Annotated in this window: 17 protein-coding genes; 5 read left to right on the plus strand and 12 right to left on the minus strand. The window is 65.2% G+C overall.

Annotation, left to right across the window (positions count from 1 at the left end; translation table 11 throughout):
- Positions 1 to 281: 281 nt before the first annotated feature.
- From NP80_RS02515 to NP80_RS02525, 3 genes are all read right to left on the minus strand, one after another.
- A complete protein-coding gene (locus NP80_RS02515; RefSeq protein WP_006411697.1) occupies positions 282 to 1,271 on the minus strand; it encodes a GlxA family transcriptional regulator in 990 nt (329 codons plus the stop codon).
- Between the two features lie 90 nt (positions 1,272 to 1,361).
- Positions 1,362 to 2,489 (minus strand): FAD-binding oxidoreductase, encoded by a 1,128-nt coding sequence (locus NP80_RS02520; protein WP_006406671.1) that lies wholly within the window; start codon positions 2,487 to 2,489, stop codon positions 1,362 to 1,364.
- 32 nt (positions 2,490 to 2,521) lie between these two features.
- On the minus strand, positions 2,522 to 3,781 hold the full coding sequence (locus tag NP80_RS02525; RefSeq protein WP_006406670.1) for an aromatic ring-hydroxylating oxygenase subunit alpha: 1,260 nt from the start codon (positions 3,779 to 3,781) through the stop codon (positions 2,522 to 2,524).
- Positions 3,782 to 4,054: 273 nt separating this feature from the next.
- Here NP80_RS02525 and NP80_RS02530 point away from each other — a divergent pair, with 273 nt between their 5' ends.
- Positions 4,055 to 4,975 carry a LysR substrate-binding domain-containing protein gene (locus tag NP80_RS02530; RefSeq protein WP_006406669.1) on the plus strand — a complete coding sequence of 307 codons (921 nt, stop codon included), beginning with the start codon at positions 4,055 to 4,057 and terminating at the stop codon, positions 4,973 to 4,975.
- A gap of 275 nt (positions 4,976 to 5,250) precedes the next feature.
- Positions 5,251 to 6,492, plus strand: a complete 1,242-nt coding sequence (locus NP80_RS02535) for a M24 family metallopeptidase (protein ID WP_006406668.1) — start codon at positions 5,251 to 5,253, stop codon at positions 6,490 to 6,492.
- Between the two features lie 142 nt (positions 6,493 to 6,634).
- On the opposite strand, the gene NP80_RS02540 is transcribed toward NP80_RS02535, so the two are convergent.
- The 8 genes from NP80_RS02540 to NP80_RS02575 form a co-directional block, all read right to left on the minus strand.
- The gene (locus tag NP80_RS02540) at positions 6,635 to 7,636 is read right to left on the minus strand and encodes a LysR substrate-binding domain-containing protein (protein ID WP_006406666.1); all 1,002 of its coding nucleotides are present in this window, start codon (positions 7,634 to 7,636) and stop codon (positions 6,635 to 6,637) included.
- Positions 7,637 to 8,007: 371 nt separating this feature from the next.
- Positions 8,008 to 9,501: an aldehyde dehydrogenase gene (locus NP80_RS02545; protein WP_006411700.1), complete on the minus strand. Its 1,494-nt coding sequence runs from the start codon at positions 9,499 to 9,501 to the stop codon at positions 8,008 to 8,010.
- Positions 9,502 to 9,517: 16 nt separating this feature from the next.
- Positions 9,518 to 10,849, minus strand: coding sequence for an NAD(P)/FAD-dependent oxidoreductase (locus NP80_RS02550; protein ID WP_006411695.1), 1,332 nt, complete (start codon positions 10,847 to 10,849; stop codon positions 9,518 to 9,520).
- 6 nt (positions 10,850 to 10,855) lie between these two features.
- Positions 10,856 to 11,743, minus strand: coding sequence for a dihydrodipicolinate synthase family protein (locus tag NP80_RS02555; RefSeq protein ID WP_006406662.1), 888 nt, complete (start codon positions 11,741 to 11,743; stop codon positions 10,856 to 10,858).
- Positions 11,744 to 11,901: 158 nt separating this feature from the next.
- Positions 11,902 to 13,146, minus strand: coding sequence for a serine hydroxymethyltransferase (gene glyA, locus NP80_RS02560; RefSeq protein WP_370445543.1), 1,245 nt, complete (start codon positions 13,144 to 13,146; stop codon positions 11,902 to 11,904).
- 179 nt (positions 13,147 to 13,325) lie between these two features.
- Positions 13,326 to 14,207, minus strand: coding sequence for a glycine betaine ABC transporter substrate-binding protein (locus NP80_RS02565; protein WP_006406659.1), 882 nt, complete (start codon positions 14,205 to 14,207; stop codon positions 13,326 to 13,328).
- A gap of 154 nt (positions 14,208 to 14,361) precedes the next feature.
- The gene (locus NP80_RS02570; RefSeq protein ID WP_006406658.1) at positions 14,362 to 15,249 is read right to left on the minus strand and encodes an ABC transporter permease; all 888 of its coding nucleotides are present in this window, start codon (positions 15,247 to 15,249) and stop codon (positions 14,362 to 14,364) included.
- Positions 15,246 to 16,535: a quaternary amine ABC transporter ATP-binding protein gene (locus NP80_RS02575; protein ID WP_006406657.1), complete on the minus strand. Its 1,290-nt coding sequence runs from the start codon at positions 16,533 to 16,535 to the stop codon at positions 15,246 to 15,248. The genes NP80_RS02570 and NP80_RS02575 overlap by 4 nt, the downstream gene beginning before the upstream one ends.
- An 829-nt stretch (positions 16,536 to 17,364) precedes the next feature.
- On the opposite strand from NP80_RS02575, the gene NP80_RS02580 reads away from it, so the two are divergent.
- From NP80_RS02580 to NP80_RS02590, 3 genes are read left to right on the plus strand one after another with little or no spacing between them, the layout of a single operon-like run.
- Positions 17,365 to 18,777 carry a cytochrome ubiquinol oxidase subunit I gene (locus NP80_RS02580; protein WP_006397335.1) on the plus strand — a complete coding sequence of 471 codons (1,413 nt, stop codon included), beginning with the start codon at positions 17,365 to 17,367 and terminating at the stop codon, positions 18,775 to 18,777.
- Between the two features lie 30 nt (positions 18,778 to 18,807).
- Positions 18,808 to 19,815, plus strand: coding sequence for a cytochrome d ubiquinol oxidase subunit II (cydB, locus tag NP80_RS02585; protein WP_006406656.1), 1,008 nt, complete (start codon positions 18,808 to 18,810; stop codon positions 19,813 to 19,815).
- On the plus strand, positions 19,787 to 19,966 hold the full coding sequence (locus NP80_RS02590; RefSeq protein ID WP_012216287.1) for a hypothetical protein: 180 nt from the start codon (positions 19,787 to 19,789) through the stop codon (positions 19,964 to 19,966). The genes cydB and NP80_RS02590 overlap by 29 nt, the downstream gene beginning before the upstream one ends.
- 117 nt (positions 19,967 to 20,083) lie before the next feature.
- On the opposite strand, the gene NP80_RS02595 is transcribed toward NP80_RS02590, so the two are convergent.
- The gene (locus NP80_RS02595) at positions 20,084 to 20,278 is read right to left on the minus strand and encodes a YqaE/Pmp3 family membrane protein (RefSeq protein WP_006397338.1); all 195 of its coding nucleotides are present in this window, start codon (positions 20,276 to 20,278) and stop codon (positions 20,084 to 20,086) included.
- Between the last annotated feature and the right edge of the window lie 59 nt (positions 20,279 to 20,337).

Below are 20,337 nucleotides of genomic sequence, written 5' to 3' on the forward strand. Positions count from 1 at the left end.
GTGAACGCGGACCGGATCCGGAACGCCCGGCCCCGCCGAAACGAGACTCAGAGTGTACGCAATTCGCGCGGCAACTGCCGATGGGCCGCCGATAACCTGCGCCGGCATTTTCGGTCGGTCGATACGCGAGAGCGCCGCTTCCAACGGGGAGCGGGAATTCGCGAAGAAGCGCCGATCGATCGAAGATCGGCAGGCCGCCATCCTGCCGGCAGCCGGACGATCGCGGCCGGACCTGCCTCGCAGCCTGCGCCGCCTCGACATGTGCGGCCGCCCGACCATCGTCATTGCGCGGAGTACCCCGGCGCGCGGCGTTCGACGGTCGGCGCATGGCCGAATTCCTTCCGATACGCCTTGCTGAACGTACTCGCCGACGAAAACCCGCAACGCGCCGACACATCGCCGACCAAATCGTTGCCGCGGCGCAGCAGAGCCCGTGCGTGCCGAAGGCGAACACTTCGGTAATAGTCGCGCGGCGGCACATTCAGATACTCCTTGAACACGCGCTGCAACTGCCGTGCCGACAGCCCGACCAGCCGCGCGATCTCGGGAAAAGAAAGCGGCTCCTCGACATTGGTTTCCATCAGCTTTACCGCTTCGACCAGGTCCTCGCGCGTCGACTCGAGACGCGCGCATACCGGCATCGGCTGCGGTTCTTTCATGCCGCGCAGCCGGCTGACGACCAGATGCTTCGACACGTCGACGACGAGATGCGGACCGAGATCGCTCGACATCAGCGTCAGCATCATGTCCATCGGCGCGACGCCGCCCGTACACGTGATCCGGTCGCGATCGATCACGAACAGCTCGTCCGTAATCTCGACGTCGGGAAACTCGGCACGCAGCGCGTAAAGGTCGGCCCAGTGCGCCGCACACCGGTAGCGGTCGAGCAGGCCGGCCGCCAGCAGCGCGTACGCGCCGCTGCACAGCGCACCCATCACGATCCGTCGCGCGGCAAGCGCGTTCAGCGTGTGCCGCGTGCGCGCATCGACCATCTCGCGGATCCGCGTGCCGCCGCACACGATCATCACGTCGGGCAGCTGAGCGGACAGGTCGAGCGCCTGCGTGGGCCGCGTCGCGATGCCGTTGCTGGCTTCGACAGGGTGGCCGTCGATCGAGAATACCGTCCACCGATAGTGTTCGGTACGGTCCACGTAGTTCGCCACGCGAAGGGCTTCGATCGCGTGCGAAAACGCGATCATCGAATACGACGGCAACGTCAGAAAACCGAAATGGCGCGGGCGCGAAGCGAGGAAAGCCGGGGTATCGGACACGGTGCAAAGCCGGAAGAAGGGCCGGGCGGCCGGTGTCGCGCGGCGCGTGCGGATCCGAATCGAGATCGGCGCGCGCCGGGACGACCGCCGCTATAGATCGAGCACGAGATCCGACGTGGGACGGCTGCAGCACATCAGGCGCAGCCCCTTGTCGATTTCCCGCTGACGGATACCGCCGTTGTGCTGCATGTCGACGGTGCCGTCGAGCACCGCGGTCTTGCAGGTCCCGCAAATGCCCTGGCTGCACGACGACGGCAGCGCGACGCCGGCCTTGCGCGCGGCCGACAACACCGTCTCCGTGCCGGTCATCGGAAAGATCTTGCCCGACTTGGCAAGGCGCACCGTATACGTGCGAACGCCCGCCTCGGCCGAAGATGGCGGCACGCCGGCCGTGTCCGCGGCAGGCTCGACCGTTTCGGCGAAGTTGAAGCTCTCCTGGTGATAGCGGGCGGGATCATGACCGCCCTGCGCGAGCAGCGCCCGCGCGGCGTCCATGTAGCCCGACGGGCCACACGTGAAGACTTCGCGGTCACGATAGTCCGGAACGTGCTGTCGCAGCAGCTCGAGACTGAGTCGACCAGTCGGCCCGCGCCAGTCCGGCTCGGATCCCGGGGCCTCGCAAATAAAGATCACCTTGAGGCGGTCCGCTTCACCGCTCAGCCGCTCGAGCTCGTCGCGAAAAACGATGTCGGCGGGCGTTCTCGCGCTGTGCACGAACACGATGTCGCGATTCAGTCCGAGGTCGATCGCCGCTCTCGTCATCGACATCAGCGGCGTCACGCCGGAGCCGGCGGACAGGTAAAGCACCTTCTCGGCCGGCCCCGAGGCCGGCGTGAAGACGCCGGACGGGCCGAACGCGCGCAACTCGACGCCGGGCCGCATGTTCGCGTGCAGCCAGTTCGACATCACGCCGCCGGGCGTGCGCTTGACCGTGATCGATAACGTGTACGGCCGCGTCGGCGGCGACGACACCGTATAGCAGCGGCTGACCGCCACGCCGTCGACATCCGCCGACACCGTGACGAACTGGCCGGGCTCGAAGCTGAACGGGCGCCCGTCCTTCGCACTGAACACGAAAGTACGGACGTCGTGCGTCTCGTCCCGCACGCGACAGCACACCAGCGTCTTGTGTTCGCTGCTGTCCCACCGGACGTCCGCGCGCTCCCAGGTAGCGGGATCCGAGAAACGATCCGTCGCCGCGGTGGCCGGATCGGACATGCAAAAGCTCTCTCTGACTTTCATGACGATACTCAGATGCCGTGAGCCTTCAGGCGCGCGTCGTACCAACGTGCGAACTGTTCGAGCGCGCCTTCCGTGTAGGTCGAATACGGGCCCGGGACATAGGCGGGGTCCTGCGTCCCGCTATGCGTGATCCCGACGAGGTCGGCGTCCTGACGGGTCGTGGCGACCCACACTTCGGTCAACGTCTTCACGTCGTAGTCGACGCCTTCGACCGCATCCGCATGCACGAGCCACACCGTGCGCACGACCGTCTTGTCCGGCGCGATCGGCAGGATGTAGGCGACAACCGCGTGATCGCTCATCACGTGCGTCCACGAGTGATGGGTCCACATATGCACGTCGCCGAGATCGCGGCGCGGCAGATCGCCGAGCAGCTTCGTACACGCGACTTTGGTATCCATCGTCTGCGATTCGCAGGCGCCGGCAATGACGAGCCGCTGCGTGCGGAAATTGGTCTGGACACTCTCGTCGACCGATTCGAACGCCTCGCAGATATAGCCGTCCTCTTCCCACTCCTTCCTGCGCGCGGCATTGCGGGCGAGATAGGCGTCGTAGTCGCGCAGCGATTCCTCGCTCTGGCCATCCGGGCAGAAGCCGAAGTCGTGCGCGAGGAACGATTGCGTGAGCTCCGGGTGCGTACCGCCGCAGTGGTAGCACTCGCGATTGTTTTCCATCACGAGCTTCCAGTTGCCGTTCTCGACGATCGTCATCTCGTGCGCGATCTTCGTGCGCTGCATGTCGTACGGTGCGAATCGCGGCGCCATTACCGTCTCGAGCTTCGAGAAATCCGCGGGCGCTTCTTCGGCGAGGCACACGAACACATGCGCGCCGACCACCTTCACGTGAACCGGGATCAGGCTGCGGCACTTCGTGTCGAAATCCTTGCCCATGTGCGTCGCGTGCTTCAGGCTGCCGTCCAGGTCGTACGTCCACTGGTGATACGGGCACACCAGCATGCCGACCGTCGCTTTCGTCGCGCTCTTCATCAGGCGCGCGCCACGGTGGCGGCACACGTTGCGATACGCGCGGATGTTCTCGTCGTCGTCGCGCACGATCAGGATAGACGACTTGCCGATATCGACCGCGTAGACGTCGCCCGGCTCCGGCACGTCGGCCGTCACGGCCACGAAGATCCAGAGCTTCTCGAAGAATACTTCGACGTCCGTCTCGAACACATCCTGCCGACCGAGAAGCCCGGCCGGCAGCCCGTGCCCGGGCTTGCGGCTGTCAAGCAGTTCGCGGTGGGTCTTGAGCGGAATGACAGACATCGGATCCTCCAATGGGGTTGATTTTCGCTGGGCGTTTTTCAGACTTTGAGCGAAGTATTGGAGGGGCAATTTGGCCCGTCAACGCGCTATATTTTCTCGTTCGCATTACTTTGTGTTATGCAAGAACACGCGCACCGTCGGCCCCTTGGTTAACCCGGATTTTCCCGGCGGAAACTCACGATTCGATACGCGTCCGCATCGCAACATCGGCGCCTTGACCAGTACAATTCGGAGACGCACGATTCGCCCCGGCCGCACGAGAATCAGACTCACATGACGAAAGCAACAAAAGGTTACCGGCGGATTGTGCCGTCGCTGACAGCATTGGTGGAATTCGAAGCAGTCGCCCGCCTCGGCAGCTTCACGCACGCGGCGGCCGAACTCGGCGTGACCCAGGCAGCGGTCAGCCGGCAAGTGCGTTTCCTCGAGGAAACGCTCGACGTGCGCCTCTTCCATCGTCTGCATCGTTCGATCTCGCTGACGAACGAAGGCGAAATGCTTTATGTCGCCGTCGCTGAATCGATGCAGCGAATCGCCGGCGCATTCGACCGTCTGTCGACGGGCGCCGATCAGCAGGAGCTCGTGCTCGCGGCGACCGCATCGTTCGCACAGTTCCGCCTGCTGCCGAGGCTGCCCAAGCTCAAGCACCTGAATCCGCCCCTGAAGCTGCGGTTGACGACCCAAATGTTTACCGCGGACCTTCGTCATGTGGAAGTCGACGTCGCGGTGCGCTATGGCGACGGAAAATGGGCGGACGGAACCTCGATCCTGCTGTTCGACGAGGAAGTGTTTCCGGTCTGCTCGCCGGCCTTCCTCAAGGAAAACGGAACGCCCGAATCTGTCGAGGCGCTCGGCGCGCTTCCGCTGATCGAATCCGACTCGACGTCCGAAGGCTGGATGGGCTGGGAAGCGTGGTTCCGCTCGGTCGGTCACCGCCCGCCGAAACTCGACTACGCGCTGCGCTGCACCCTCTACACGGATGCGATACAGGCGGCGCGATACGGACAGGGCGTCGCGCTCGGCTGGAGCCGGCTCGTGCACGACCTGCTGGCAACCGGCGAACTGGTCCGGATACCGGTCGGATCGTGCAAGACGAGCGACGCCTATTTCGTCATCGTGCCTCACGGCCGTTCGTTGACGCCAGCGGTCACGCAATTGATCGACTGGTTGCGCGAGGAACTTCCGGTGCGGTGACGCACCGCGTCAGCGCAATCGCCGTCTCCCGTCCCAGTTCGAACAGCTTTGAAGGATGCGGCCCGCCTTTCCGCCCAGTCGAATGCGTCGGCGTCACGGTCATCGTCGCGCCCGTCCGTCGCATCACTTAATGTAATGCGATCGTGAAAATATAGCGCGTTGACCGGCCTTTTCGACGTTTCGATACTGGCCTCGAAGGACCCGCTGGCGCCGGGCGTCGCGAGCGCGCGCCGCCAGGCGTCCGGACGGATCCACAACGACGAACGGGAGGAGCAATGTCAGCGGTCAGCACCCTTCATGCGGCGACAACGATGCAAACGAACCGTGCCACCGGCGTTCCGGACGATCTGATGGAGCGCGTGCGCGCGTATCGCATCGAGCGGGTCAGGCGCGAACTCGTTCGACGGAATTGTCCTGCCATCGTTCTGTACGACCCCGTGAACATCCGCTATGCGACCGATACGTCCAACATGCAGGTCTGGACCGGACGCAACCCGACGCGCTACGTGATGGTGTTTGCACACGGGCCCGTCATCGGTTTCGAGTTCCACAACTGCGAGCACGTGTGGAACGACAGCACGCTCGATGTCGAGCTGCACGGCGCCACCTGCTGGAACTACTTCAGCTCGGGACCAGAATCGGCGCGCAAGGCCCGGCAATGGGCGCGCGAAGTCGCCGATCTGCTGCGTCGGCACACGCCGTCGGAGATGCACATCGCCGTCGACAGGCTCGATCCCGACGGCGTTTATGCGCTGCAGGAGCAGGGCGTGCGCGTGGCGGACGGGCAAGCGCTGATGGAACACGCGCGCGCGGTGAAATCGGCGGATGAACTGCACTTGATCAAGATCGCCATCGACGTGTGCGAGCAAGGCATCCGGCGCATGCACAACGCGCTGACGCCGGGCATGAGCGAACAGGATCTCTGGGCCCACCTGCACTACGAGAATATCCGGCTCGGCGGGGAATGGATCGAGACGCGCCTGCTCGCGTCGGGCCCCCGCACCAACCCGTGGATGCAGGAATGCAGCGCACGCACCATGAGGCAGGGCGAGTTGATCGCGTTCGATACCGACCTGGTCGGCCCGTTCGGCTATTGCGCGGATATTTCCCGAACCTGGACGGTCGGCCACGTTCGTCCGACCGACGCCCAGCGCCGACTCTATGCCGCCGCGTACGCGCAGCTGACGACCAACATGGAGCTGCTGCGCCCGGGCATGGCGTTCAGCGAGTTCGCCGCACGCAGCTGGAACATGCCGCAACCGTATCGGAAGAATCGCTACAGCTGCCTCGCACACGGGATCGGCATGGTGGACGAGTATCCGTCCGTCGCGTATTACATGGACTGGGGCAGCACCGGCTACGACGGTACGTTCGAGAGCGGAATGACGTTGTGCATCGAAAGCTATATCGGCGCGGAAGGCGGCGACGAGGGCGTGAAGCTCGAGCAGCAGGTGCTGCTCACAGAGACCGGGTGTGTGCCGCTGTCGACGTTCCCGTTCGAAACGGACTGGCTTTAAGTCGTGCGTCGACCGTTGCGCACACATCCAGCGGCCGTGACCGCCTCGAAGCCGATCAGCGCGATCACGGACGGGATCGGATGATGGCGGCGTTCGAGCGCGGTCGACACAGGTCTTCGCGCAGGGTGCCGCAGGCAGCGTGTCATCGAGCGATCTCGACACCGGCATCAAGCCAGCCGTGCATCATGATACCGACCTCGTCGCGCAGCCACTGACGGAACAACCGATACTCGGGGCGCGACTGCGCATTGCGGTGCGTGATCAGATAGTGATGGCGGTCGCGGAACACCAGCACGTCCTGTACCGGTCGTATCAGGGCGCCGCGCTCGATCTGCCGGTGCACGAGGTGGTGCCAGCCGAGCAGCGTACCTTCGCCGGCCTCCGCCTGCGCGACCAGCAGCCGGTAGTCGTTGCTTTCCAGATACTTGTTCGCGGCCAGCTTTTCGGTGCCGTCGCTCTGCTGGAACCAATTGCGCCACACGCGCCAGTCGACATGCTCGCACACCTGTGCTCGGCCTAGCATCGACAGATTCAGCGTCGGGCTCGACAGCAGGTCCAGCGGCTTCAGCGACCGGCCATGAAAATGCCGCTCATGAAACGACGGGCTGCACACCGGATACACGATGTCGTGAAACAGCGGCTCGGCTTCGAACTCGGGCTCGCGCGGCGGGTTCTTCGTGATGATCACGTCGGGCTCGATGAGCCCGTCGAGCTCCATGAAATGCTCGGTGACGATCACGTGCAGCTGGATATCCGGAAACCGCTCGCGAAACGCGGGCAGCCGCGACGACAGCCACAGCGCGGAGAACGTATGCGACACGCAGACCATCAGCGCGTGCTTGTCGGTCCGACGCACGGCTTCCGCCGCCTCGGCGATGTTCATGATCGACAGATACGACGCGTTGTACAGGATCCGCCCGGCATCGGTCAGCGCGATATGCCGGCCAGTGCGCTCGAACAGCGCAACGTCGAGCGAATCCTCGAGCTCCTTGATTTGCCGGCTGATCGCGGCCTGCGTCACGCACAGAACCTCGGCAGCCTGAGTGAAGCTCTCGTAGCGCGCCGCCGTCACGAAGCACCGCAGCGCGCGAAGCGACGGCATCTGCGCGAGAAGTCGGTCAGCAAACAATTGCTTCTTCAACATGGCTTTCACTCTCAAAACGGAGGCCGGACACTGCGCCGACGAACCCGTCGACGGCGGTGCCGCCGGCTGCCCTCGGGCAATCTCGTCGCACACCTTTCAATTCTCTGAATATTGCGGCCTGCGAGTCAGTCGGCCGGCAAGAGCGGCTCAGCCGCCGCGTCGTCGTCACGACGACGCCATTTTCGATCGGTAGTGCACCGCATCGCTATTATCAGAAGCGATGATGGCGACTGCAAGGCGCACGCCATGCTCGCGCGACGAGGCGCGCGGCGACATCGCGGCCGACCGGCGGCCCGAGCAAGCCGCCGCACCCCGTCCGCCAACCGGCATCGCGACCCGCGCGGGCCGCGATGCCGCGTGCGTGGTACCACTCAGTCGAGCTTCAGCCAGGTCGTCTTCAGCTCGCAGTATTGATCGTGCGCGTACACGGATTTGTCGCGGCCGCCGAACCCGGACTGCTTGAAGCCGCCGAATGGCGTGGACAGATCGCCCTCGCCGAAGCAGTTCACCGTGACCGTCCCCGCGCGAATCCGCGAGGCAATCTTGTGCGCACTGTTCACGTTGTCGGTCCACAGCGACGCAGCCAGCCCGTAGCACGTATCGTTCGCAATTCGGACCGCGTCGTCGACGTCGTCGTACTCGATGAAGCACACGACGGGCCCGAACACCTCGTCGCGCGCAATGCTCATCTCGGGCGTGACGTGGTCGAAGATCGTCGGTTCGACGAACCAGCCGCCAGTCTCCGCGAGAATCGCACGGCCGCCGCACACGACGTGCGCGCCTTCCGCCTTCGCCTTCTCGATATGGCCGAGCACCTTCTCGTAATGCTTCCGCTCGATCAGCGCGCCGAGCTTCACGTCCGGGTCGAGCGGGTCACCGGTCTTCCAGCCGGCGAGTACCGCCTGAACCTTCTCCAGCAGTTCCGCCTTGCGGCTCGCAGGCACGAGGATCCGCGAGCCGGCGCTGCAGTTCTCGCCCATGTTCCAGAACGCGGCCGCGACCGCCTGTTCGGCCACGACATCGAGGTTCGCGACGTCGGGCAGGATCACTTGCGGATTCTTGCCGCCGCATTCGAGCACGACGCGCTTCAGGTTCGTATCGGCCGCGTAGTGCAGGAAACGCTTGCCGGTTGCGGTCGAGCCGGTGAACGCGACGAGATCGACGTCAGGATGGCGACCGATTGCCTCGCCGGCCTCGCCGCCGAACCCGGTGACGACGCTGAACACGCCCGGCGGCACGCCGGCTTCCCGCGCGAGATCCGCGATGCGCAGCGTCGACAGCGACGTCTGCTCGGCCGGCTTCACGACCACGCTATTGCCCACCGACAGCGCGGGGCCGATTTTCCAGGCAAGCATCAGCGCCGGAAAATTCCATGGCAGCACGGCGCCGACGACGCCGATCGGCTCGCGCGTGATCATGCCGACAACGCCGGCGCCGGACGGCGACAACGCGTCGTAGCGCTTGTCCGTCACCTCCGCATGCCAGCGGATGCACGCGGCCGACTCGGGAATGTCGAGCCCCAGGCATTCGCTGATCGGCTTGCCGGCTTCCAGCGCCTCGAGCAGCGCGAGTTCCTCCGCGTGCTCGTCGATCAGCTGCGCGACGCGCAGCAGCACCGCCTTGCGATGCGCGGGCGCGGCCTTCGACCAGATGCCCGACTCGAACGCTTCGCGCGCAGCCGCGACCGCGCGATCGACGTCGCGTTCGCTGCAGCGCGCCACTTCGGCGAGCACCTTGCCCGACGCCGGGTTGAGCGTCGCGAACGTCTCGCCCGACGCCGCCGCGCCGCGCTCGCCCGCGATGAACGCACGGCCGTCGAGCGACAACGCACTCGCCTTCTGCTTCCAATCCTGATGGGTCGTCATGTCGTTTCCTCAATCGTCAAAGCTCGGCACCCGCCGAGAATTCCTTCGCCCAGATCGTCGCCGACACGGCCAGGTCGACCAGCGGCCGAACCGGCAGCGGACGCGGATGCGGCTGCTTCAGCAACTGCTGCACGAGGCTGTCCGATTCGCCGAGCGCGTATTCGGCGATCAGCTTGCCGGACGACGACCCGCGGCTCAGCCCGAGGCCGTTGCAGCCGATCGCCTCGTAGAGTCCGTCGTCGCGCTTGCCGAACAGCGCGCCGTTGTTCGCGGACAGGCACAGCGGCCCACCCCACGTATATTCGAGCTCGACGTCGCCGAGCATCGGGAAGCGGCGCTCGAACGAGCGCCGATGCAAATGCCGCGCCTTCGCGAGGTCGGCAGGCGACACCTTCACGTCCGGCCGGAACGCAAAATGGTTGCGCACGCAAATGCGATCGGTGATCAGGCGCCGCACCGTCGTGCCCATCGGATCGGCCGGAATCACCGCCCACGACCGCATGCCGCCGAGCTTCGCGACTTCGTCGGCATTCATCCGGCGCGTGAGCGACGCGAACGTATAGACCGGCAGCAATCCGTTCGAGTGCATGCCGAAGGTCGCCGCATACGCGTTCGTGCACAGAATCACCTGCTTCGCGACGAGCATGCCGCCGGCGAAATGCAGCACGCGCGCGTCGCCGCGCGACTCGATCCGCGTGACCGGACTGAGCTCGAACACCGCCACGTTGTCCGGCTGCGTTGCGGCGAGACCGCGCATCAGTGCAGCCGGTTGCACGGTACTGCAGCCCGGCGTGAACAGCGCACCCGTGTAGAAGTCGGTGCCGGTCACGGCCTGGATGGCCCGCTCGTCGAGCCATTCGAACGCTTCGCCGATGCGCGACAGGCCGTCTGCGAAATGCGCGAGTGCAGCGGTGCCCTTCCTGTTGACCGATGCGTGGAATTTGCCCTCGTCGCGCCAGTCGCAGTCGATGCCGAAGCGCCGCACGATGTCGCGCACATAGTCGATGCCGTGCCGCTGGAACCGCACGTCGGCGCGGTCCTCATCGATGCTGCGCGAGTAGCTTTCGCTGCTGATGTCGTGCGGCAGATCGACGAAGAATCCGGAATTGCGCCCGGCCGTCGTGCGGCCGATCCGGTCGGCCTCCACGAGCGCGATCGACGCGCCGGGTGCGAGCTCGGCGAGCCGGCGCGCCGCGCACAGCCCCGTGATGCCGCCGCCGACGACGACCCAGTCGAACCGGGCGTTGGACGTGACGGTGCGCGCGTCCTGCGCGGGCGGCAGGCTCTCCCACCAGCCATTCATTCCGTCCGGCGCAGGAAACCGCGCAAATTCCAGAGTCGAACTCATGATGGATTACCGGCCGTCGCGCAGCAGCGGCTTCACGAGCTTCGCGAACGCGTCGCGCTCGTCGCCGGACAGCGCGCCGAGCGGTGCGCGCGCGACGCCGACCGGCAAGCCGGCCAGCTCGCAGCCGTAACGCACGTACTGAATGAACTTGCCGCTGCGCTCGAGCAGTTCGAGCACCGGCAGCAGTTGCGCCATCAGCTTGCGACCGGTCGCGAAATCGCCGCGTGTTACACAGGCGTCGAACAGAGCGGTGTGCGCTTCCGGCAGGAAGTTGGACGCGCCGCCCACCCAGCTGCGCGCGCCCCATGCAAAGAACTCGAGCGCCTGATCGTCCATCCCGCAGCTCAGCACGAGCCGGCCGCTGAAATGCGTGGACAGGTGATGCAGATGCGCGATGTCGCCAGTGCTTTCCTTCATCGCGACGAAATTCTTGCGCTCGAGCAGCTTCTCCAGAATGCCGTCGCCGATTTCGGTGCCGGTGCGGGCGGGGAAGTTGTACAGCATGATCGGCATGTCGAGCGCGTCGTCGATCGCGAGCAGGTGCGCAAGCAGTTCCTGCTGCGTCGGCTGTGCGTAGTACGGCGCCGCAACCAGCAGCGCGTCCAGTCCCGCGCGTTTCGCTTCGCGACCCAGGCGCAGCACTTCCTTCGTCGTCGTCGCGTTGATGCCGGCGGTCAGGAACGTCTTGCCGCCCGCGGCGGCCGCAACCGTGTCGAACGTGCGCACGCGTTCGTCGAAATTCAGCGCGTAGTACTCGCCGGTCGTGCCGCCGATACCCAGGCCGGATACGCGGCCGGCGAGATCGGCCGCATGCCGCCCCAGCAGTTCGTGATTGATTTCACCGTCCGCGTCGAACGGGGTGACCAGTGGGGTGTGTACGCCTTCGAAGCTCATTTCGATTCCTTATTCAGATGGGTGCGCCGGGTTCCTGCCGTCGGAACGGAAGCCGGCCGTGCAATAAAACGTCGTGGCGCGCCGCGGCCACCCGCAGCAACGCCGACCGATTCGTCATGCGGTTCGGATCGTTTGGCGACCCGATGCGGTTTCTGCGATCACGCAAATACCTCCGCATGCGCGTAGATCGGAAACTGGTTGCACAAATCGCGCACGTGGGTACGGACTGCGCGTTCCACGGCTTCGTCGCCGTCCGGATTGCGCTCGAGCGCCGCCAGGACTGCGAGGATCATGTCGCCGATCTGCTCGAACTGCGCGGGACCAAAGCCGCGCGTCGTGCCGGCCGGCGTACCGAGCCGTATCCCGGACGTGACGGTCGGATTTGCCGTATCGAACGGAATGCCGTTCTTGTTGCAGGTGATGCCTGCGCGCTCCAATGCCTTTTCCGCCTGCATGCCGGTGATGCGCCGCGCGCGCAGGTCGACCAGCAGCAGGTGGTTGTCGGTGCCACCGGTGACGAGCGTCAGGCCGCCGGCCACCAGCACTTGCGCGAGCGTCTGCGCGTTGCGCAGCACCTGGTCGATATAGCGCGTGAACTCGGGGCGCAGCGCTTCCGCGAAGGCCACCGCCTTGCCCGCGACGACATGCATCAGCGGGCCGCCCTGCAGCCCCGGAAAAACAGCCGAGTTGATCTGCTTCGCGATGTCGGCGTGGTTCGTCAGGATGAAGCCGCCGCGCGGACCGCGTAGCGTCTTGTGGGTGGTCGACGTCACGACGTCGGCGAACGGCACCGGGTTCTGATGGCGGCCGGCCGCGACGATGCCGGCGATATGCGCCATGTCGACCATCAGCTTCGCGCCGACGCTGTCGGCGATCTCGCGGAACGCGGCAAAGTCGAGCGCGCGCGGATAGGCGGAATAGCCGGCGATGATCAGCTTCGGGCGATGGCGCTGCGCGAGCCGCCGCACGTCGTCGTAATCGATGCGCAGCGTGTCCGGGCTCACGCCGTACTGCACCGCGTTGAACCACTTTCCCGACAGCGCGGGACGCGCGCCGTGCGTCAGGTGGCCGCCCGCGTCGAGCGACATCCCCATCACCGTGTCGCCCGGCTTGACGAGCGCGAGCATGACCGCGCCGTTGGCCTGCGCGCCCGAATGCGGCTGCACGTTTGCGTGATTCGCATCAAACAGCGCGCACGCGCGATCGATCGCGAGCGCCTCGATCCGGTCGACATGGTCGCAGCCGCCGTAGTAGCGGCGCGACGGATAGCCTTCCGCGTACTTGTTCGTCAACACGGTGCCCTGCGCTTCCAGCACCGCCGCGGACGCGATGTTCTCGGACGCGATCAGTTCGATCTGCGTCTGCTGGCGACGCATCTCCAATGCGATTTCCGATGCGATCACCGGATCGCGGCTCTGGAGCGTTTCGGCAAAAAATAGAGCGTTCTCGTTCACTTGATGACTCCGCGACGCGATTCGTTACGTTGTGCGTGGATGGGTCGTACGGCCGCCGGCATCGGCCGGCATATGCGCCGGTTCGCGGACGATCGCGACCTCGTCGCCCGCGCCACCGGCACGTGGCTTTACTGCTGCAGCCAGGCCTTCAGCTTGTCCGGATGAGCGTCGACGAACTTCTTCGCGGCGCTCGCGTAGTCGTTCGTGCTGTTGCCTTCGAACTCGATCGCCTCGACATCGGCCAGCGTCAGCTTCAGATGCTTGAAGAACACGGCAGCGCGCGGGAACTTGCCCGCGAACTTCTTCGATGCGAACGCGTGGATCTGCTCTTCACCGCCCAGCGTGCCCTTCGGGTCCTTCAGGTAACGCATCGGCCACTTCTGGAACAGCCAGTGCGGGCTCCAGACCGTCGCGACGATCCACTGCTTCGACTGGTACGCACGCGAGACGCTGGCCAGCATGCCGGCCTCGCTCGACGCCTGGAGGTTGTAGCCGTCCAGGTTGTACGCCTTGATGGTCTTTTCCGACGCCTGCATCAGGCCGCCGCCCGGCTCGATGCCCTGGATCGTGCCGTTCAGCTTGCTCTTGACTTCCGGCTTGTTCAGGTCCGCAATCGACGACAGCTCCGATTCGGGCACGTACGCGGGCACCGCCCAGCCGTTCTTGCCGCCGCTGTAGACGACGCCGACATCGTCCAGGTCGTTCTTGTACTTCGCGTAGTACGCACCGTGCGTGACCGGCAGCCAGCCGCCGACCATGATGTCGAGGTCCCCGCGCGCGATGCCCTGGTACTGGATGCCGATGTCGGCCTGCACGAACTGAACGGGCTGCTTGAGCTGCGTCTCCAGCACATACTTCGCGACGTTGGCCACCGCCAGCACATCGGCCCAGTTGGTGACCGCGATCCTGACCGGCTCGGCGGCCGACGCCGTCCCTGCAGCTGCGCTGCAGGCAACCACTGTCGATACTGCAAGGTTCGCCAGAAGCGACCTGAACGTCTTGGCATTCATCTAGTACTCCTTTTTTAATCGATCGAGTCTTTCACGAGTGAGGAACGCCTTCGATCGGCGTTTCCGGTCTCCACGCACTGCTACACCGGTTGCGCCGCGGCACCGTGGCCGCGGCGCTTCGTCGTCCTTCGATTGCTGCCGACAGCCGTATCCGTCAGGTCCGTGCCGCACCCCGCGGGCCCGCCTTGCCGGCACGCGCGATCGGCTTCGTCAGCTTCTTCTTCGCGTTCACGCCGAAGCTCTCGGTCAGGCGGTCCAGCACGATCGCGAGCAGCACGACGCCGAGCCCGCCCTCGAAGCCGATCCCGATGTCGAGACGCTGGATCCCGCTCAGCACGTATTCGCCAAGGCCGCCCGCGCCGATCATCGACGCGACCACCACCATCGACAGCGCCATCATGATCGTCTGGTTCACGCCGGCCATGATCGACGGCAACGCGTTCGGCAGCTGGATCTTCCACAGCAGCTGCCAGTCGGTGCTGCCGAACGAGCGGCCGGCTTCGATCAGCTCCTCACGGACCTGCCGGATGCCGAGCGTCGTCAGCCGCACGACAGGCGGCATCGCGAACACGATCGTCGCGATCACCGCAGGCACGCGCCCGAGCCCGAACAGGATCACGGCGGGAATCAGGTAGACGAACGCGGGCATCGTCTGCATGAAGTCGAGCAGCGAACGCAGGATCATGCCGATCCGGTTGTTGCGCGCGCCCCAGATGCCGAGCGGCACGCCGATCACGAGGCTGAAGAACGTCGCCGCGGTGACGAGCGCGAGCGTGGAGACCGTCTGCGCCCACAATCCCATGTAGTGAATGACGAACAGCGCGAGGCCGACGAAGACCGAAAACACGATGCCGCGGCGCCACAGCGCGACGCCCACCAGGATCACGACCATCGCGATGAACGGTACGGCGGCGAGACCGTCCTCGAGCAGCTTCACGACCGCGCCGAGACCCGCCGAAAACGTGTCGAAGCCGCCGCGAAAATGCAGAAACAAAAAGTTGACGAAATTCTCCGCGAACTTCCCGATCACCGACGCGTTCATGCTGCCCTCCGTTGCATCATCTGCTTGAGTATCGTCCGGCAGGACACAACGCCCGCCAGTTGTCCCGCCGCATCCGTCACCGGCACGTCGTGCTGCTGCGTCAGCGCGATCGACGCGAGCCGATGCAGATCCGTATCGATCGACACCGCGTTGAAGTCGTCCAGGAACGCGTCGCGAATCGGCCGCGTGCCGGAACGGTGCAGCGTGGCGGGCGTGACACAGCCGAGGTAACGACCGGCCTCGTCGCATACGTAGCCGCACTCCGCGCCGCTGTCGATCAGCTGGTTCAGGTAGCGGTCGGACGGCGTGCCCGCATCGCACCGGAGCAGCCCGCGCTCGATCCGCGTCATCATGCTCGACGCCTTCAGGAAGCGCGATACGTCGACGTTGCGGAAGAAGTCCTGCACGTACTTGTCGGCGGGCGTCTGGATCAGCTCGGCCGGCGTGCCGACCTGGATCAGGCAGCCGTCCTTCATGATGCCGATGCGCCCACCGATCTTGACGGCTTCCTCGATATCGTGGGAGATGAACACGATCGTGCGCTGCTCTTCCTTCTGCAGGCGCAGCAGTTCGTTCTGCATTTCGAAGCGGATCAGCGGATCGAGCGCGGAGAACGCCTCGTCCATCAGCAGCACCGACGGATTCACCGCGAGCGCGCGGGCGAGGCCCACGCGCTGCTGCATGCCCCCGGACAACTCGCTCGGCAGCAGCTTCTCGTACGAGCCGAGTCCGACGCGCTCCAGCGCCGCACGCGCGACCTCGTAGCGCTGCGCCTTCCTGATTCCCGCGACTTCGAGCCCGTACGCGATGTTGTCGAGCACCGAGCGATTCGGCAGCAAAGCGAATGACTGGAACACCATCGCCATCTTCCGGCGCCGCACTTCGCGCAGTTCCGGCGTCGACATCGGCGCGATGTCGCGGCCTTCGAGCACGACCTGGCCCGACGTCGGCTCGATCAGGCGGTTCAGCAGCCGGACGAGCGTCGATTTCCCGGAGCCGGACAGCCCCATGATCACGAAGATTTCGCCGGCGCGCACGCTCAGGCTCACGTCGTTCACCGCCACCATGTGGCCGGTTTCCGCGAAGATCTCGTTGCGGCCGACGCCGCGCTTCATCATCTCGATCGCACGCTCGGGCTTCGGACCGAAAATCTTCGACAGATGCTTGACGGTCAGGATGTCGGATCCGGTCGCGATACTCGACCGGACGATCGACGGCGCACCGTCGGTGTGGACTGCGCCGGGGGCAAGTACGTCGCCCGGCGCAAACGTCAGATTTGGAGCCATTCTGTCATCCCGACTAACTGGAAAGAGAAGCCGTGAACTTCGTCCGAATCGTCATCGATCGCCCGCCCGGCGCGTGGGCTCGATTCCGCTCCTGCGTGGTTGACGGCGCTGATACAGTGAATGCAGCGTATCAATCCAATTTCGTCGCTCCAGATACATTTTCTGTCCGCTTTTCCATACCTTTGGTAATGCATTCCGATACGGGCGAACACGCAGGACTGCACCGAAACCGCGCAAATCGCGTGAAACGCAATGCCGGCGCGGTCGTGCGGGGTTTCGCGGAGATCACGGCCCGGCGGCGCGTGCAACGCGCGAAAGCGTCCGCTAGGGGAAAATCCTGACGAAGACGCTAAACGGAAACGGCCGGAAAATCAGGCCAATGATGGTAGGAATGGTTTTCGAGCCTGTTCGCGACCGGACCGGGGCGAACGAGCGCCGGAGTCCGCCGATACAGGGCAGGTTGCTCGCCCGGTCGAGCAATAGCCCGGCGCTGTCGGCCGCAACCCGGTAGTCCGTGCACCGCGCAACGCGATGCACGCCAGGCAGCGGGAACTGTGGTTCGCGGTCCGCGATACCGTTCAATACCGCGACGCGCCATATTGACGCACATGCGGCAGACCGCCACGCCGGGCCACCCCGCGCCGCGATCGCCGTTCTTGATACGAATCAACGATTTACGCCGGAATCGGGCGCAACGGGCTGGACATCTGCGACGAGTTGGCACATTTCGCGACGCAACATCGCGTCCGATACTCCAGCCAACCCCGCAGCGCTGTGCCGGGGTCCGCCGGCATCCGTCGGCGGGTATCGTCTGCTTCGGTCAACTGGTATGGACACCGCTTTTTCGGCCCTCGATCTGGCCCGCCTGCAATTCGCGTTCACCGTCTCCTTCCACATCGTCTTTCCGGCCATGAGCATCGGGCTCGCGAGCTTCATCGCCGTACTCGAATACCGCTGGCTGAAAACCGGCAAGGCGTACTACAAGACGCTCTGCCTGTTCTGGTCGAAGATCTTCGCCGTCGCGTTCGGGATGGGCGTCGTCTCGGGCGTGGTGATGAGCTATCAGTTCGGCACGAACTGGTCCGGGTTCTCGAGCTTCGCCGGATCGGTCACGGGCCCGCTGCTGATGTACGAGGTGATGACCGCATTCTTTCTCGAAGCAGGCTTCCTCGGCATCATGCTGTTCGGCTGGAATCGCGTGAGCCCGCGCGCGCACTTCGGCGCGACGCTGATGGTCGCGATCGGCACGCTGATCTCGACGTTCTGGATCCTCGCGTCGAACAGCTGGATGCAGACGCCGCAGGGCTTCGAGATCGTCGATGGCCGCATCGTGCCGACCGACTGGTTCGCGATCATCTTCAACCCGTCGTTCCCGTACCGGCTGCTGCACATGGCGATCGCCGCGTTCATCGTCGCCGCGCTGGTGGTGGCCGCGACGGGCGCGTATCACCTGCTGAAAGGCCGCCGCGACAAGAGCGTGAAGAAGATGTTCTCGATGGCGCTGTGGCTGCTGCTCGTGCTCGCGCCGGTGCAGGCGATCATCGGCGACCAGCACGGCCTGAACACGCTGAAGCATCAGCCGGCGAAGATCGCCGCGATCGAAGGGCTGTGGGAAACCGAGAAGGGCGGCACCGCGCTGAACCTGTTCGGCATTCCGGACATGAAGGCCGAGACGACACGCTACGCCGTCAAGGTGCCGCATCTCGGCAGCCTGATCCTCACGCATAGCTGGGACGGCGAGATTCGCGGGCTGAAGGAATTCCCGCCGGAAGACCGTCCGAATTCGACGCTCGTGTTCTGGAGCTTCCGGATCATGGTCGGCCTCGGCTTCGCGATGATCGGCCTCGCCGTGCTCGCGTGGTTCCTGCGCCGCCGCGGCCGCCTGTATGAGTCGAAGCTGCTGCAGCGCTTCGCGCTCGTGATGGGCCCGGCCGGCTTCGTGTCGCTGCTCGCCGGCTGGGTGACGACCGAAGCGGGCCGTCAGCCGTGGGTCGTGTACGGCGTGATGCGCACCGCGCATGCGGTGTCGCCGCTGACGGTGCAGCAGGTCAGCGTGTCGATGATGACGTTCGTGATCGTGTACTTCCTCGTGTTCGGCACCGGCGTCTACTACATGCTGAAGCTGATGAAGGCCGGGCCCGCGCTGCCCGACGCGAAGCACGACGACACCCCCGACACGCGCCGCGATCACACCGCGCGCCGCCCGATGTCGGCCGTCGACGAACCGCTCGAGACCGTCTGACCCGCCACCCCATCCGCATACGAGAAAACTATGGACGTCACTGTAATCTGGGCCGCGATCATCGCATTGGGGCTCTTCATGTACGTCGTGCTCGACGGCTTCGACCTCGGCATCGGCATCGTCTTCCCGTTCTTCCCGGACGAGAAGGAACGCGACCTGATGATGAACACGGTCGCGCCCGTGTGGGACGGCAACGAAACGTGGCTCGTGCTCGGCGGCGCCGGGCTGTTCGCCGTGTTCCCAGTCGTCTATTCGACCGTGCTGTCTGCGCTCTATCTGCCGCTGATCTTCATGCTCGTCTGCCTGATCTTCCGCGGCGTGTCGTTCGAACTGCGCGCGAAGGCACGGCGCACGAAGCAGCTGTGGGATCTCGCGTTCATCGGCGGCTCGGCCGGCGCGACGTTCTTCCAGGGTGTCGCGCTCGGTGCGTTCCTGCAGGGCATCGACGTGAAGGACGGCGTGTTCGCCGGCGACGCGTTCGACTGGCTGACGCCGTTCAGCCTGCTGACGGGCCTCGGCCTGATCGCGACCTACGCGCTGCTCGGCTGCTGCTGGCTCGTCGCGAAGACCGAGGGCGACCTGCAGCGCCGGCTGCATCGCGTCGTGTGGCCGCTGACCGTCGTACTGCTCGCCTTCATCGCGATCGTCAGCCTCTGGACGCCGCTGCAGGATCCGGCCATCGCGCAGCGCTGGTTCGATACGGGGCTGTTCTGGCGGCTGCTGCCGGTGCCGTTCCTCGTCGCCGGCTGCGCGGTGTGGATGCGCCGCGCGGTGCGCGCCCGGCATGACATGACGCCGTTCGTGCTCGCACTCGCGCTGGTGCTGCTCGGCTACGTCGGGCTGCTCGTCACGCTGTTCCCTTATGCGATTCCGCAGACGATGACGATCTGGGAAGCGGCGGCGCCGCATTCGAGCCAGACCTTCACGCTGGTCGGCGCAGCAGTTATCCTGCCGATCATCATCGCCTACACGACGATGGGTTACTGGGTATTCCGAGGCAAGGTGCGCCATGAAGACCAGCATTACTACCACCACTGATCGCGCCGACGGTCGGCCCGATGCGCGGCGCCCGCGGATGCGCGGCTGGATGTGGTTCGTCGTACTGTGGGCCGGCGGCGTGATCGGCGCCGTCACGCTCGGCTATGCCTTCAAGATCTTCATGAATCTGACGCTGTTCGCGGTGAAATGAAAACGGCCGCTTCGATCGTCGCTCGATCTAAGCGGCCGTTTCTCCTTGGGCGGCCGATTTTGCCGGTTCGCCGCTTACGGCGGCGCCGCACGAGTCGCGGCGCCGCGCCGTTTCCGCCTAGCGTCGTTCGCGCAGCGCCGCTTCGATCTTGCGATCGGTCTTGTACTGGCTCAGCGCATACACCGACCAGATCGCCGCCGGCAGCCAGCCGATGATCGTGATCTGCAGGATCAGGCAGATAATCCCGGCGATCGGACGACCGATCGTGAAAAACTGAAACCACGGCAACAACAGGGCAAGCAGCAGACGCATGAGCGGTCCTCGCGATACGTTTCGTTGAACGGGCAATCCGCAACGAATATGCCGGTGCA

Source organism: Burkholderia multivorans ATCC BAA-247 (assembly GCF_000959525.1).
In the GTDB taxonomy this organism is placed as follows: domain Bacteria; phylum Pseudomonadota; class Gammaproteobacteria; order Burkholderiales; family Burkholderiaceae; genus Burkholderia; species Burkholderia multivorans.

Bases quoted from the DNA above. Each gene is read 5' to 3' on its own strand.
- NP80_RS02520 (WP_006406671.1), bottom strand. From the start codon at position 2,489: ATGTCCGATCCGGCCACCGCGGCGACGGATCGTTTCTCGGATCCCGCT.
- NP80_RS02525 (WP_006406670.1), bottom strand. From the start codon at position 3,781: ATGTCTGTCATTCCGCTCAAGACCCACCGCGAACTGCTTGACAGCCGC.
- NP80_RS02530 (WP_006406669.1), top strand. From the start codon at position 4,055: ATGACGAAAGCAACAAAAGGTTACCGGCGGATTGTGCCGTCGCTGACA.
- NP80_RS02535 (WP_006406668.1), top strand. From the start codon at position 5,251: ATGTCAGCGGTCAGCACCCTTCATGCGGCGACAACGATGCAAACGAAC.
- NP80_RS02540 (WP_006406666.1), bottom strand. From the start codon at position 7,636: ATGTTGAAGAAGCAATTGTTTGCTGACCGACTTCTCGCGCAGATGCCG.
- NP80_RS02545 (WP_006411700.1), bottom strand. From the start codon at position 9,501: ATGACGACCCATCAGGATTGGAAGCAGAAGGCGAGTGCGTTGTCGCTC.
- NP80_RS02550 (WP_006411695.1), bottom strand. From the start codon at position 10,849: ATGAGTTCGACTCTGGAATTTGCGCGGTTTCCTGCGCCGGACGGAATG.
- NP80_RS02555 (WP_006406662.1), bottom strand. From the start codon at position 11,743: ATGAGCTTCGAAGGCGTACACACCCCACTGGTCACCCCGTTCGACGCG.
- NP80_RS02565 (WP_006406659.1), bottom strand. From the start codon at position 14,207: ATGAATGCCAAGACGTTCAGGTCGCTTCTGGCGAACCTTGCAGTATCG.
- NP80_RS02570 (WP_006406658.1), bottom strand. From the start codon at position 15,249: ATGAACGCGTCGGTGATCGGGAAGTTCGCGGAGAATTTCGTCAACTTT.
- NP80_RS02575 (WP_006406657.1), bottom strand. From the start codon at position 16,535: ATGGCTCCAAATCTGACGTTTGCGCCGGGCGACGTACTTGCCCCCGGC.
- NP80_RS02580 (WP_006397335.1), top strand. From the start codon at position 17,365: ATGGACACCGCTTTTTCGGCCCTCGATCTGGCCCGCCTGCAATTCGCG.
- cydB (WP_006406656.1), top strand. From the start codon at position 18,808: ATGGACGTCACTGTAATCTGGGCCGCGATCATCGCATTGGGGCTCTTC.
- NP80_RS02590 (WP_012216287.1), top strand. From the start codon at position 19,787: ATGAAGACCAGCATTACTACCACCACTGATCGCGCCGACGGTCGGCCC.
- NP80_RS02595 (WP_006397338.1), bottom strand. From the start codon at position 20,278: ATGCGTCTGCTGCTTGCCCTGTTGTTGCCGTGGTTTCAGTTTTTCACG.